This window comes from Nesterenkonia ebinurensis (genome assembly GCF_008711175.1).
In the GTDB taxonomy this organism is placed as follows: domain Bacteria; phylum Actinomycetota; class Actinomycetes; order Actinomycetales; family Micrococcaceae; genus Nesterenkonia; species Nesterenkonia ebinurensis.
Genome location: NZ_VWNF01000004.1, coordinates 18,416 through 30,868, shown reverse-complemented (window position 1 = coordinate 30,868; position 12,453 = coordinate 18,416). Strand labels below are relative to the sequence as shown.

The following is a 12,453-nucleotide window of genomic DNA, read 5'->3' as shown; positions in this document are numbered from 1 at the left end:
AGCGTAGCATTTCTGTGAATCATGCCACAACCTATAGGAGTACATACCATGACGCCTCCCCGGTCCAAGGTGGAAGGGGCACACCTACAGCAGTACGACCCCAAGGAGCAGTCCAAGCGGGAACGATCCGATCTCTCTGCCGGTCACCAGGCAGAAGGCTTCGAGAAGCCGACCCTGATGCGCCGCCTCATCGGACTCTTCGGCGGACTGGCGGCAGCCCTGTTGGTCTACGTGATCATGCCTGGAGACTTGGAGGTCTGGCTGAGGCTGACTGCGGCCACCGCAGTGCTGATGGCCGTGTGGTGGATGACCGAGGCGATCCCGATTCCGGCCACAGCGCTGCTGCCGCTGATCATCTTCCCGGTGCTGGTCCCGGAGGACGACCACGGATCCGGCGACGAGCCGGCCGGGGGAGTCACCGTGGACGCGATTGGGGCCTCCTACGGAAACAACATCATCTTCATCTTCATGGGCGGGTTCATGCTGGCTCTGGCGATGCAGCGCTGGAACCTGCACCGCCGTATAGCGCTGCTGACCCTGCGAATGATGGGTTCCAAGCCCGCTGCTCTGATCGGCGGTTTCATGATCGCCACCGGTTTTCTCTCCATGTGGGTGTCCAACACTGCCACTGCGGTGATGATGCTGCCGATCGGCCTCTCTGTGCTGATGCTGGTGCGTAAGATCCTGGCTGGCGAGGACCCCTCCGCGGCCGGACCTGAGAGCCAAGCCGAGCAGGATGAGAGTAAGCAGGAGGCCATCAAGTCCAATTTCGGCACCGCACTGATGCTGGGCATCGCCTACGCAGCTTCCATCGGCTCGCTGGGCACGATCATCGGTACTCCGCCCAACACTTTCCTCGTGGGATATATGGGCACCGAGCATGGGGTCAACATCAACTTCGGCCAGTGGATGCTGGTGGGTGTGCCGGTTTCGGTCGTGATGATGATCATCACGTGGTTCCTGATCACCAAAGTGGTCTTCCGCCCCGAGATTGACAACATCCCCGGTGGTGCTGAGCTGATTAAGGAGGAACTGGCCAAGCTAGGCCGGATGAGCCAGGGCGAACTGCGCGTGCTGCTGATCTTTGCGCTGGCCGCATGTTCTTGGGTCTTCATTCCACTCGGCACCGACCTGCTGGCCGAGATCGGCGTTCTGGACGAGGATGCCTCACCATTCATCGACGACGCCGGGATCGCAATGTCCATCGCCGCACTGCTGTTCCTGCTGCCGGCCGGCGGAGACGCCAAGAAGGGCGTACGCCTGCTGGACTGGGAGTCCGCGGTCAAGCTGCCCTGGGGCATCCTGCTGCTCTTCGGCGGGGGCCTGGCGCTCTCCGGACAGTTCAGCGCCTCCGGGCTCTCCGCCTGGCTCGGCGTGCAGATGGAGGCACTGGACGGCATCCCGGTTTGGGTGCTGGTGGCAGTCGCGGTGGTCGGTGTGCTGATCCTGACCGAGATGACCTCCAACACCGCTACGGCCACGATCTTTGTGCCGGTGGCGGCAGGGGTGGCGATGGGCACCGGGGTGGACCCGCTGGTGCTGGCCGCGCCGGTGGCACTGGCCGCGACCTGCGCGTTCATGCTGCCGGTGGCCACTCCGCCGAACGCGATCGCCTACGGCTCCGGCTATGTGACCATCGGGCAGATGGTCAAGGGCGGGGCGCTGCTGAACATCGCAGGCGTGGTGGTGGTCACCATCATCAGCATGACTTTGCTGCTCTGGGTCTTTGGCATCAGCCTCTGACTCACTCTGCAGGGGCATCACTGAGGGACAACCGCGGACCGAGGGGGCTGATCTCAGCGTTGACCTGCTCGGTGCGCAGCGTCTCGCCGAGATTCTCCAGGCCGCCCTCAGCGGAGGGGCCCACCTCCAGCCGACCCAACGCCTCCGCCTGCGGCAGCACCCGGCGTTCCAGGCTGCCGATCAGCTTGTTGTAGGCGGCCACTGCCTGGCTCAGCCGCTGGCCGGTCTCCGAGAGGTGCCCGCTCATCGCAGTCAGCCGCCGGTAGAGCTCCCGGGAATGGTCCACCACCTCCTTGATGTTCGCAGCAAGCCGCTCCTGCCGCCAAGCGGTCTCCACCGCCTTCAGGGCAGCCAGCAGCGAGGCGGGAGAGACCAGTGTGACGCCCTTGGTCAGAGCCCAGTCCAACAGCTGCGGATCAGCCTCGGTGGCGGCTGAGAGCAGGGACTCAGCAGGCACAAAGCAGAACACCACCTCGGGGGAGAGCTCCACGGCCTGCCAGTACTGCTTCTTGGCCAGTTCCTCCACCCGGGCCCGCAGCGCTTTGGCTTGCAGCACCGGCTCATTGGGGTGCAGTGGAGCCTTGGCGTCCAACACCAGCTGCCGGTGGCCGGGAAGATTCACCACCATATCCGGGCGCAGCCGCTCACCCTCAGGCCTTGTGACGGAGGTCTGCTCGGTGAAGTCCACATGGGGTCGCATTCCGGCAGCCTCCACTACCCGGCGCAGCTGCACCTCGCCCCAGTGTCCGCGGGCAGAGGTGGAGTGCAGTGAGCCCAGTAAGGTCTGGGTGGACTCGATGATGCGGGCATCGGTCTGTGCGGCAGCGGCCAGCTGTTGGCTGAGCTTGGAGTGTTGGGCAGAGCGCTCATGCTCCAGCTGAAGAATCCGCCGCTGCAGCTCGGTGACCCCCTGCCGCACCGGGTGCAGCATCTCCAGCACGGACTCACGTTCAGCGGCAGCGTGAGTCTCATCAGCCCGCTGCCGCTGAATCTCCTCCAGCCGGCCCTGGGCAGCTGCCAGCTGTTGCTGCGCGGAACCCAGCTCAGCACCCAACCTAGCGCTTTCAGCCCGGCTCTCTGCCAACTCCTCGCGCACCCGAGCCGACCCGGCGTCGTCGTACTTTTTCTTCCAGCCCCAGGCGCCGGCTGCGCCGATCAGCACTCCGAGAGCCAGCCCCAGCAGAATTTGTGTCCAATCCATACCCACCACTGTGCCACTCCCCCCGGAGATGACCCCGGCCGCCACGGGGAGCACCGGAAATCTGGTTGGATAGGGGAAACGTTTCTGCCCTTACTGGAGCAAGAGGAGTAGATGAGGATGACGACGCCGCTGCAGTCCCTGGACGTGAAGCTCACCGGAGTGCCCGGGCCCAGTGTTGAGGGCAACCCCTTCGACGGCGACCCGCGAAGCCTGTGGCGGGTGAACCAGTATGAATCCCCGCTGAACCTCTCTGAGGTGCCCACCCGGCGGCGTACCGGATTCGACGGGAGGAAGAAGGCAGGGCGGAAAGCCCTGAGCCGGCGCGCTGAGCTGCTGGCCGACCTGCAGGAGCTGCTCTGGGCGCATGTGGCAGCTGCCCCATCAGCTGAGCGCAACGCAGTGCTCACCGCGATCGCCGACCGGGCGCCGGAGCGGGACCACGAGGAGGACGCTCGGCGCAAGAAGCTCTTCGATTCTCAGGTCGAGGAGCTTCTGGTCGAGTTGGAGCCGGGACCTCGGGTGCTGCTGGTGCTGCAGGGCATGGATGCCTCGGGCAAGGGCGGCATGGTCAAGTCCGTGGTCGGCGCGATGGACCCGTTGGGCGTGGATGTGGCGGCCTTCGGCAAGCCCACTGCGCGGCAGCTGCGCCAGCACTATTTGCAGCGAGTGATCCAACGGCTGCCCACCCCCGGCCATGTGGGGGTCTTCGACCGTTCCCACTACGAGGATGTGCTGGTCCCGGCGGTCACCGGGACTCATGACGAGGATCAGCTGGCCGAGCGGGTGGAGGCCCTGCAGTTTTTTGAACGCGAGCTGGTGCGGCGCGGGTTCGTGATCGTCAAAGTCATGCTGCACATCTCGCCCCAGGAGCAGCTGGACCGGCTGGTCTCCCGGCTGGACCGGGAGCATAAGCACTGGAAGTACGATCCTTCAGACGCCGATGCCCGGGATGAGTTCGGTACATTCCAGATCGTCTACGCCGGGCTGCTGGAGGCCACCGATGCTGATCACGCCCCCTGGCATGTGATCGGTGCCAACCGCAAATGGTACTCCCGACTCGCGGTGCAGGAGATCCTCATCGCGGCCCTGGCCGATCTGAATCTGCGCTGGCCCGCCGCGGACTACGACATTGCAGAAGAACGACGCCGCCTGCTCGCCTCGTAACGGCGATTGAGGCGGGTGGCGGGCTCAGAGATGATGGGCGTTCTCGGGCCTATAGGCGAGGATGTCCCCGGGCTGGCATTCCAGGACTCGGCAGATCGCCTCCAGGGTGGAGAAACGCACCGCTTTGGCCCGCCCGTTCTTCAGCACCGCGACATTGGCGGGGGAGAGGTCCACAGCTTCGGCAAACTCGCCCACGCTCATGCCGCGCCGGGCCAGCATGACGTCCAGGGTGACTTGGATGGCCATCAGATCACTGCTTCCATTTCGGCCCGCAGCGTGGTGGCCTGGATCAGCAGGGCGCGCATTACGATCATCAGCAGACCCACCACGGTGACCACCAGTAGCCCGGCCACGGCGTAGAGGCTCAGAATGGTCGGCTGGTCCAGCTCCAGGAAGAGTCCGACGCCGCCCACGCTCACCCACACCACCGCGATCGACACCAGGATCGTGTTCACCCAGGGCAGGGCCGCCCGGGTGAATATCCGGTCGGAGTTGACCAGGTTCAGCAGCATCCAGGTGCAGAGCAGCACTGCCTGCAGGCAGAGGATCCAGAAGATGGCGATGATGGTGAAAGGCATTTCCCAGTGCGCCTGCTCGGGGAAGGCCTGGGCCTGCCAGCGGGCTTCATCCGGCACCAGTGCGATGACACCGGCCAGGCCCACGAACAGCAGAATGAGCAGAAGTCTCAGGCCCCATACGACCCACGGCTGAATTGTCATATATCGATTTTCGCTAGAAAACTATCGATAGTCAATATATTTCTAGAATCCTTGAGGGCTAACGGGTCAGGAAGTGTTGGAGAGCCTCGGTGAAGACCTGGGGCTGCTCGGCATGCACCCAGTGTCCGGCGTTCTTCACCGTAGTCAGGGTGACCCGGGGGAAGAGCTGACGCATGGCAGGAGCGTGAGCCTCACTCACATAGTCAGAATCCGCCCCGGCGACCCACAGCACCGGCCCTTCAAACTGTTTACCGCTGAAATCCGGGAACCCGCCGATCACCGGGAGCGACTCGCGCAGCAGCTTCAGGTTGGGCCGCCAGCGGAACTCATCCCCGCTGCGAGTCAGGGACTGGAGCAGGAATCCGCGGACCATATTCTCTGGGATCGGCCCACGCAGCCGCTCATCGGCCTCGCTGCGGGAGGCAATTTCCTCCAGGGGCAGCTGAAGCAGGCTGTCCAACAGGTGCTCGAACTCGTCCATGGACTCTCGGGATGCAGGGGAGATGTCCACCACTGCCAGGCGGCGCACCAGCTCAGGGTGCCGCAATGCCAGCGCCATCGCCACCTTGCCGCCCATAGAATGCCCTACCAGGTTCACCGGACCCTCGACGGCGGCACCGGCCCGCAGCGCATCAGCCACAAGATCCGCCTGCTGGGTGTAGTCAAACGATTCCGTCCAGCCTGAGGCCCCGTGATTGGGCAGATCCGCCAGAACCGACTGGAATTTCGGCGCCAGCCACTTGGCGATCTGGGAGAAGTTCTTGCCCTGCCCGAAGAGACCAGGAAGAAAAACGACGACCTCGCCCCCCTCTCCTACGGTCTGGGTATGGATGGAGAACGATTCCGCCACGTCCTGCCCCTTCTGCTGCTCTGTGAGATTCCGGCTGTTCAGCTCTGCCCATGATAGGGCCTCACTCAAGGAGCCGACGCCAGATGGGATGACGGAGACGGCCATCACGGGTGATGCCGGAATGCCGGACCTCGGCCTGGAGCCTGGGAGTCACCCAAGTGGCGTCGGAGGAGTCCTCGCGGGGGACGCTGTCGGCCGGCGGGGTCTTGCGCACCAGTTTATCCAGCTGACGGCGCAGTTCGGTGAGATCTGTGTCGCTGAAGCCGGTGCCCACCCGGCCGGCATAGCGCAGAGCGCCGTTCTCACCCGGCACACCGAGCAGCAACGAGCCGAAGGTTCTGGCCCGGCTGCCCTTGCCCCGCCGGTACCCGAGTACCACCACATCGGCATGGTCCTCGTGCTTGATCTTGACCCAGTCCTCGGAACGACGGCCAGCTTGGTACCGGCTGTCTGCGCGCTTGGCCAGAATTCCCTCAAGCTTCAGCTCCGCACTGACCTCCATCGCCTGGCCCAGGTCTCCGCCGAGGTTCTCCGGAACCTGCACCTGCTTCCCAGAGCTGACCAGGCTGGACAGAACCTCACGGCGCTCGCTGTAGGGCAGCTGAGTGAGATCGCCGAGTTCAGCGGTGTGCAGCACATCGAAGACCATGTACTGCACCGCGCTGTGTTCAGCGGCACGTTCGATCTCCCGCTTCTTGGTCAGCCGTCCGCGCTGCTGGAGCCGGCCGAAGTCGGGCCGGTGCTGAGAGTTCAGCGCCACCACCTCGCCGTCGAGCACAGTGCCCCGTGGCACTAGCTCAGCGAGTTCGACCAGCTCCGGAAACACCTTGGTGTAGGCCTTGCCGCTGCGGCTGCGCAGCTCCACGCCCGCCGAATCCACCGCAGCGATCATCCGGTACCCGTCCCATTTGGCCTCGAACACCCAGCCTTCCCCGCGAATGTCCCTGGGCTCGCCCAAGACGGCGAGCATAGGGGCGGGGAGTGGGTCTGGCAGCGGGACCGAGCTTCCTTCATCCGAGCGAGCCTGGTCTGAGTCCGCGGCAACCTTCCGCATAGGGGACTCAGGCGGCCCGGCATCGGTCTTCTTCGGCTGGTTCCTGGTCAGTCGGATCAGCCAGTCCCTGCTGTCCTGGTCAGTCTGGACCAGGGCATATCGGCGGGGCTTTCCGCCGAGTCCGCCTCCGGGCTGTCCCTCCAGCAGGCAGACGATCTTGCCCTTCTCCCACCTTTCGATCTCCACGGTGCCGCTGTCCCAGATGCTCACCTCCCCGGCGCCATATTCGCCTTGAGGGATGGTGCCCTCGAACTCCGCGTACTCCAGGGGATGGTCCTCGGTCTGCACCGCGAGCCGCTGAGCACCCTGCCGCAGCGGCGGCCCCTTCGGCACCGCCCAGGAGACCAGCACACCGTTGCGCTCCAGACGGGTGTCATAGTGCAGCCGGGAGGCATGGTGCTCCTGAATCACAAAGATCGGCACCCCGTCCCGGGTGCTGGGGGAGGCCTCCGGCACCGGCTCAGGGGTCTTCGCAGCATCACGCATCGACCGGTACCTGCTCAAGGCGTCGGAAGCCGAGGTGGGGGCGGCGTCGTTCGCGCTGGCGGGCTCACGCTCATCAGTCGCCTCGGAGGACTCCGAGCGAGCTGGGGTCTTCGCTCGGCTCACTCGGGCGTTACCGAAACCTCTCAGCGGGTCAAGACCATCTGCCAGTCGGTCCATCACTTCGCGGAAGTCAAGCTGTCCCAGGTTCGGATCCGCCAGCTCCTCCCAACCGCGCGGTGCGGCCACCCACGGCTGGGAGCGCCCACGCAGGGAGTACGGGGCCACCGTAGTCTTGCTCGCACTGTTCTGCGACCAGTCGATGAACACCTTGCCCTGCCGGGCGGACTTCCTCATCCGGCTGACCACCTGATCAGAGTGATCCTCCTCCAGGGCACGGGCCAGCTCCTTAGCCACTTTGGAGACCTGTTCTGAGGTGTAGCTGCCGTCCAGGGCTGCATAGAGGTGTATGCCCTTGGACCCGGAGGTCACCGGGATACTCGGCAGGCCCATCTCGTCGAGCACCTCCCGGCACCAGTGAGCCACCTGGGCGCAGTCGGACAGCTCTGTGCCCGGCCCCGGATCCAAGTCCAGCACCAGCCGATCAGGATTCTCTCGGCTGGCGACTGGTGCCGCACCCTTATGCTCGGCAGGCAGGAAGAGGGCCACGTGGTGATCAAATCTCCACTGCGGCACATGCAGTTCCAGTGCCGCCACCTGCCCGAACCAGGCCAGCACCGCGGCATCCTGAGCCAGCGGATAGATGTTCACATGGTCGGCATGCTGCAGGCCCAGCCGGGGCACCCAGTCCGGGGCGGAGTCCTCAAGATTCTTCCGGAAGAAGGCCTCCTGGGGAGCATCTTCAGTGCCCGGACCATCAGGCCAGCGCTTGCGGGTCACCGGCCGGCCCCGCAGATGGGGCAGCATGGCCGGTGCCACAGTTTGGAGGTATTCGATCACCTCAGCCTTGGTGGTCCCCGACTCCGGGTAGAGCACCTTGTCCAGATTGGTCAGCCTCAGCTGTCGGTTCGCCACGGTCACCGTCTGCTGGCTGCGCGCCATCATGAACCTCCAAGGCCATGTTCACCATCTTCTCGCTGAACCTGCAGATCAGCATGAGATGCTCACCTGAAACTGCCCTGACAGCAGGCTCCACAGGAGGGAATAATGCGCGCCATATGGTCCGGGGAGGTCAGCTTTGGGCTGGTCTCAGTGCCGGTAAAGCTCTACTCAGCCACCACAAGCCACGATGTCAGCCTGCACCAGGTTCACGACGCCGACGGCGGGCGCATCCGCTACCAGCGCCGCTGCCAGGTCTGCGAGAAGGTCATCGACTACAAGAACATCGACCGTGCCTATGATGACGGCGAAACCTCAGTGATCATCACCAAGGACGAGCTTCAGGACCTGCCGGCAGATGAGTCCAAGGAGATCTCGGTGGAGCAGTTCGTGCCTTCAGCCCAGATCGACTCCATGGTGCTGGACAAGTCCTACTACCTGGAGCCAGCCGGTAGATCCGCCAAGTCTTATGTGCTGCTGCGCCGCACCCTTGAGGAGGCCGAACGGGTGGCTGTGGTGACCTTCACTCTGCGCTCCAAGACCCGGCTGGGCGTGCTGCGGGTCCGCGATGAGGTGATTGTGCTTCAGGGCCTGCGCTGGGCTGATGAGCTGCGCGAACCCGAGTTTCAGATCCCCAGTTCGCGGGTCTCCCAGAAGGAACAGGAGATGGCGGCCAGCCTGGTGGAGTCCTACAGCGAGGACTTTGATCCTGGGCGGTTTGCCGATGAGTATCAGGATCAGCTGCAGACCCTCATCGAGGAGAAGCTGGAGCACGGCGAGGAGATCGACACCGAGGCCACCTTCGGTGCGGCGGAGGACGATCAAGACGGCGGAAATGTGGTGGATCTCATGCAGGCGCTGAAGGAGTCCGTGGACCAGCGGCGTAAGAGCTCCGGGAAATCTGCCTCCGCAGGCAGCCAGAAGAAGTCTGCCTGAACGTTCAGGACCTATTCTCCCAGAGAGCTTTCAGCAGCAGTCCCGAGGCTATGCAGAGTGCTGGCTTAGCTTTTCTACGAAACTTGGATACGCAGACTGGCAGACTGAACGGACGGAGAATGCATATGACCACCTGGGATACGCACAGGAGATCCCTGGCAATCTTCAGCGGCGCCTGGCTGCTGGGGTTGTTGGCCGCATGCGGCAGTGACGAGCCGCAGGTGGAGACCAAGCATCCTGCTGAGGTGGAGCAGAACATGGTGGAGAACAGTGTCGAGGAGCAGAGCGTAGAGGAGGACGACGACGCCCCAGGGCTGGATGCCCACAGCTGGGCTCAGGAGCAGACGGAGGCAGGGGAGTCCGCACGCGGTCAGGATTCTCCCTCAGGGGAGGAACGCGCTGTCCAGTTTGCTGAGGTGATTGAGGAAGTCTTCGAACAGCTGGCCGGCGCCGCAGTGGACGACTCCTGAGCTGCTCGCGCTCTGTCTTGGCATAGGGTGGTTGACGAATGTTGAGCAGAGCCGAAGGGGGAGTGGAATGATCCGAGTACTGCTGGTCCGGCACGGGGAGACACCGTGGAATGCTCAGGGTCGCATGCAGGGCCGTACCGATATTCCGCTCTCAGAGGCCGGGGTGCAGCAGGCTCGGATTTCCGGCCGTCTGATTCGTGCCCAATATCCTCAGCAGGCTCATGTCTCCACCCTGGTGCGTACCCAGCAGACCTGTGAGCAGTTCGGGCTGGGGTTTGAACCCACCGTCTGGGATGAGCTGTGCGAGATCGGCTTCGGCGAATGGGAGGGCGAGTACGGTGCCCAACTGGTGGACAGGTTCCCGGAGAAGTTCACCGCCATGCGTGCAGGGAGGTTCCTCCCGGCAGGGGCGGAGACCAATGCGGAGGTCACGCAGCGGATGCGGCGGGCTTTCTTCGAGATCGTCCGCGCTACTGCGCAGATCGCGGCTACGCCCTCGGCCGATCTGGGCTTCGAGGTGCGCACCACGGTGGTGGTCTCCCACGGCACCTCCCTGCGCCTGCTGCTGGAGTCCCTGGGCCTGGTGGACCGGCGCTGGTGGGTTCCGCTGACCAACTGCTCCACCACTATCGTGGAGATCCCGCTGGTGGCCGGGCCGGTCTCCTCCACCCTGCCACGGGCCGGACTGGACGCAGACACTGATGAGCACGAGGAGTCTCGCCGGATTGCCGCGCTGACTGATGAGCAGATTCAGCACAGCGCTCGGTTGCGCCTGCTCAACCTCTCCCCGGAGCTGCTCAACCCCGCCGCCTCAGAGACTGCGGCCATCGGCTGATCCCCCGGCCGGCCTGACCTCATGGCCCTGCATATGGTGTGTTGAAATCCGCGGTATGAGGCGCCGAGACGGAGATATTCCAGGGATTCTGGCACATCATCTGTACTGAGGAACTGACATTTGTCATAGAGAACTCGTGACACCTGCTCTAGGCACCGCATGCCTCCTGCCAGGATGCTGGAGGTATGAACACACAGAGAACGGAATCCAGAGCAGAGTACGACGACGCAGCACCGGCCGTCACCGTCCGTGAGGTCATCCGCACCTTCCCGTCCGGAGACGGCGGCCGGGTTCGTGCCGTGGACAGCGTGAACCTGAGCTTCGCAAAGGGTGAGGTCACCGCGATCCTCGGTCCCAACGGTGCCGGCAAGACCACCCTGATCGATATGATCCTGGGGCTCAACCACCCCGAGTCCGGCAGCATTGAGGTGCTCGGCACCACGCCCAAGAAAGCCGCCCAGGCCGGAAAAGTCGGCGCGCTCCTCCAGACCGGTGGCCTGCTGCTGGACCTCACCGTCAAAGAGACCGTGCAGATCATCGCCGCCCTGCACAAGAACCATCTCCCGGTGGATGAGGTGATGGCCACCGCCGGTCTCCACAGCATCGCCAGCCGCACAGTGGGAAAGTGCTCCGGAGGCCAGCAGCAGCGCCTGCGGTTCGCCTTGGCCCTACTGCCCCAGCCTGAACTGATCATTCTGGATGAGCCCACCGCTGGCATGGATGTGGCCGCCCGGCACGAGTTCTGGGACCGGATGCGTGACACCGCAGCCACCGGGACCACTATCCTCTTTGCCACCCACTACCTGGAGGAGGCCGAGCAGTTCGCCCGCCGCACTGTGCTGATGCACAGCGGCACAGTGATCGCCGACGGCCCCACCGACGAGGTGCGGCAGCAGGCCGGGGCGGCCCATGTGACGGTGACCTGGGCGGCGTCGCCCTCTGACATCCAACGGCTGCCGCATGTGCTCCATCACGAGGTGCGCGGATCCACCATCACCTTCCGCACCGACCATGCCGATGAGCTGGCCCGGCACCTGCTCACCCAGACCGAGGCCCACGGGATCACCGTGCGCCCGGCAAGCCTGGAGGAAGCATTCATGCAGCTCACCGCTGCCCAGACTGACAAGGAGCCCACCCGATGAGCCTGAGCACATACATTCTTATGGACTTCTGGCGGAATCTGCGGAACTTCGCCAACAGTTTCTTCATCATTGTGCTGCCCGCGGTGCTGTTTCTGATCTTCGGGGTCAGCACCGACTGGAACGAGTTCCCGCTGCCCTCCGGCCACGGCAATGTCAGCGCGCACACTCTGGTGGGCATTGCGGTCTACGGCGCGGCCACCGCCACCACCTCGCTGGCCGGTTCCGCCGCCGTGGAGCTGCAGCAGGGTTGGGGCAGGCAGTTGGCGCTGACCGCTATGCCGCATTCGGTGTTCATCCTGGCCAAGTCGGTCATCGCCCTAGGGATGGCCATCCTGCCGGTGCTGGTGATCAATCTGGTGGGTCTGTTCACCGTGACCGAGATGGATACCAGCAGATGGTTCGCCACTGCCGCGCTGACCGTTGTTGCCAGCCTGCCGTTCGCCCTCTACGGATTGCTGGCCGGGTTGGCCTTCCGCTCTGATGCCGCTGTGGGTGCGGCCTCCGGGGTGCTGGTGATCCTGGGTTTCATGGGCAATAACTTCTTCCCGCTGGACGGGATTCTGCTGGATATCGGGCGGTTCACCCCCATGTACGGGGTCACTGCTCTGGCCCGCTATCCGCTTAACGAGGGTGAGATCCCCACCTCCGGTGACGGAATTATCGGTACCGACCCGCTGTGGATGATCCTGCTGAATGTGGCGGTGTGGTCCGCGGTCTTCGCCGTCGGCTGCTACCTGCTGCGCCGCCGCAGCACAGCACGGCGTTAGGAGACTCGCAGGAGGTTTGGTCAGAGGATG

At 64.3% G+C, this 12,453-nt stretch carries 12 protein-coding genes; 7 read left to right on the top strand and 5 right to left on the bottom strand.

Features of this window, described 5'->3' with window-relative positions:
* Nucleotides 1–48: 48 nt before the first annotated feature.
* Nucleotides 49–1,743 (top strand): SLC13 family permease, encoded by a 1,695-nt coding sequence (locus F0311_RS01925; RefSeq protein ID WP_150460276.1) that lies wholly within the window; start codon nucleotides 49–51, stop codon nucleotides 1,741–1,743.
* A 1-nt stretch (nucleotide 1,744) separates the two neighbouring features.
* On the opposite strand, the gene rmuC is transcribed toward F0311_RS01925, so the two are convergent.
* Entirely contained in the window at nucleotides 1,745–2,944 is a 1,200-nt protein-coding gene (rmuC, locus tag F0311_RS01920) for a DNA recombination protein RmuC (protein ID WP_150460275.1), read from the bottom strand.
* Nucleotides 2,945–3,061: 117 nt separating this feature from the next.
* Here rmuC and F0311_RS01915 point away from each other — a divergent pair, with 117 nt between their 5' ends.
* Nucleotides 3,062–4,108 carry a PPK2 family polyphosphate kinase gene (locus F0311_RS01915; protein WP_191089682.1) on the top strand — a complete coding sequence of 349 codons (1,047 nt, stop codon included), beginning with the start codon at nucleotides 3,062–3,064 and terminating at the stop codon, nucleotides 4,106–4,108.
* A 24-nt stretch (nucleotides 4,109–4,132) separates the two neighbouring features.
* Here F0311_RS01915 and F0311_RS01910 read toward each other — a convergent pair whose 3' ends face one another.
* Genes F0311_RS01910 through F0311_RS01895 form a run of 4 tightly spaced genes read right to left on the bottom strand, consistent with a single transcriptional unit; the run spans nucleotide 4,133 to nucleotide 8,276 of the window.
* Entirely contained in the window at nucleotides 4,133–4,354 is a 222-nt protein-coding gene (locus F0311_RS01910; protein WP_150460273.1) for a helix-turn-helix domain-containing protein, read from the bottom strand.
* The gene (locus F0311_RS01905) at nucleotides 4,354–4,827 is read right to left on the bottom strand and encodes a DUF2975 domain-containing protein (protein ID WP_150460272.1); all 474 of its coding nucleotides are present in this window, start codon (nucleotides 4,825–4,827) and stop codon (nucleotides 4,354–4,356) included. Before F0311_RS01905 ends, F0311_RS01910 begins: the two co-directional genes overlap by 1 nt.
* 58 nt (nucleotides 4,828–4,885) lie before the next feature.
* Complete coding sequence (locus tag F0311_RS01900) at nucleotides 4,886–5,746, bottom strand: alpha/beta fold hydrolase (protein WP_317982520.1); 861 nt, start codon at nucleotides 5,744–5,746, stop codon at nucleotides 4,886–4,888.
* The gene (locus F0311_RS01895; protein ID WP_150460327.1) at nucleotides 5,739–8,276 is read right to left on the bottom strand and encodes an ATP-dependent DNA ligase; all 2,538 of its coding nucleotides are present in this window, start codon (nucleotides 8,274–8,276) and stop codon (nucleotides 5,739–5,741) included. The genes F0311_RS01900 and F0311_RS01895 overlap by 8 nt, the downstream gene beginning before the upstream one ends.
* 105 nt (nucleotides 8,277–8,381) lie before the next feature.
* On the opposite strand from F0311_RS01895, the gene ku reads away from it, so the two are divergent.
* From ku to F0311_RS01870, 5 genes are all read left to right on the top strand, one after another.
* The gene (gene ku, locus F0311_RS01890; RefSeq protein ID WP_150460270.1) at nucleotides 8,382–9,209 is read left to right on the top strand and encodes a non-homologous end joining protein Ku; all 828 of its coding nucleotides are present in this window, start codon (nucleotides 8,382–8,384) and stop codon (nucleotides 9,207–9,209) included.
* Nucleotides 9,210–9,334: 125 nt separating this feature from the next.
* Entirely contained in the window at nucleotides 9,335–9,679 is a 345-nt protein-coding gene (locus tag F0311_RS01885; protein ID WP_150460269.1) for a hypothetical protein, read from the top strand.
* A gap of 67 nt (nucleotides 9,680–9,746) precedes the next feature.
* The gene (locus F0311_RS01880) at nucleotides 9,747–10,514 is read left to right on the top strand and encodes a histidine phosphatase family protein (RefSeq protein WP_150460268.1); all 768 of its coding nucleotides are present in this window, start codon (nucleotides 9,747–9,749) and stop codon (nucleotides 10,512–10,514) included.
* 185 nt (nucleotides 10,515–10,699) lie between these two features.
* Nucleotides 10,700–11,656: an ABC transporter ATP-binding protein gene (locus F0311_RS01875; RefSeq protein ID WP_150460267.1), complete on the top strand. Its 957-nt coding sequence runs from the start codon at nucleotides 10,700–10,702 to the stop codon at nucleotides 11,654–11,656.
* The gene (locus F0311_RS01870; RefSeq protein WP_150460266.1) at nucleotides 11,653–12,423 is read left to right on the top strand and encodes an ABC transporter permease; all 771 of its coding nucleotides are present in this window, start codon (nucleotides 11,653–11,655) and stop codon (nucleotides 12,421–12,423) included. Before F0311_RS01875 ends, F0311_RS01870 begins: the two co-directional genes overlap by 4 nt.
* The last annotated feature ends 30 nt before the right edge of the window (nucleotides 12,424–12,453 follow it).

Coding starts and splice junctions, on each gene's coding strand:
- F0311_RS01925 (WP_150460276.1), top strand. CDS start 49: ATGACGCCTCCCCGGTCCAAGGTGGAAGGGGCACACCTACAGCAGTAC.
- rmuC (WP_150460275.1), bottom strand. CDS start 2,944: ATGGATTGGACACAAATTCTGCTGGGGCTGGCTCTCGGAGTGCTGATC.
- F0311_RS01915 (WP_191089682.1), top strand. CDS start 3,062: ATGACGACGCCGCTGCAGTCCCTGGACGTGAAGCTCACCGGAGTGCCC.
- F0311_RS01910 (WP_150460273.1), bottom strand. CDS start 4,354: ATGGCCATCCAAGTCACCCTGGACGTCATGCTGGCCCGGCGCGGCATG.
- F0311_RS01905 (WP_150460272.1), bottom strand. CDS start 4,827: ATGACAATTCAGCCGTGGGTCGTATGGGGCCTGAGACTTCTGCTCATT.
- F0311_RS01895 (WP_150460327.1), bottom strand. CDS start 8,276: ATGGCGCGCAGCCAGCAGACGGTGACCGTGGCGAACCGACAGCTGAGG.
- ku (WP_150460270.1), top strand. CDS start 8,382: ATGCGCGCCATATGGTCCGGGGAGGTCAGCTTTGGGCTGGTCTCAGTG.
- F0311_RS01885 (WP_150460269.1), top strand. CDS start 9,335: ATGACCACCTGGGATACGCACAGGAGATCCCTGGCAATCTTCAGCGGC.
- F0311_RS01880 (WP_150460268.1), top strand. CDS start 9,747: ATGATCCGAGTACTGCTGGTCCGGCACGGGGAGACACCGTGGAATGCT.
- F0311_RS01875 (WP_150460267.1), top strand. CDS start 10,700: ATGAACACACAGAGAACGGAATCCAGAGCAGAGTACGACGACGCAGCA.
- F0311_RS01870 (WP_150460266.1), top strand. CDS start 11,653: ATGAGCCTGAGCACATACATTCTTATGGACTTCTGGCGGAATCTGCGG.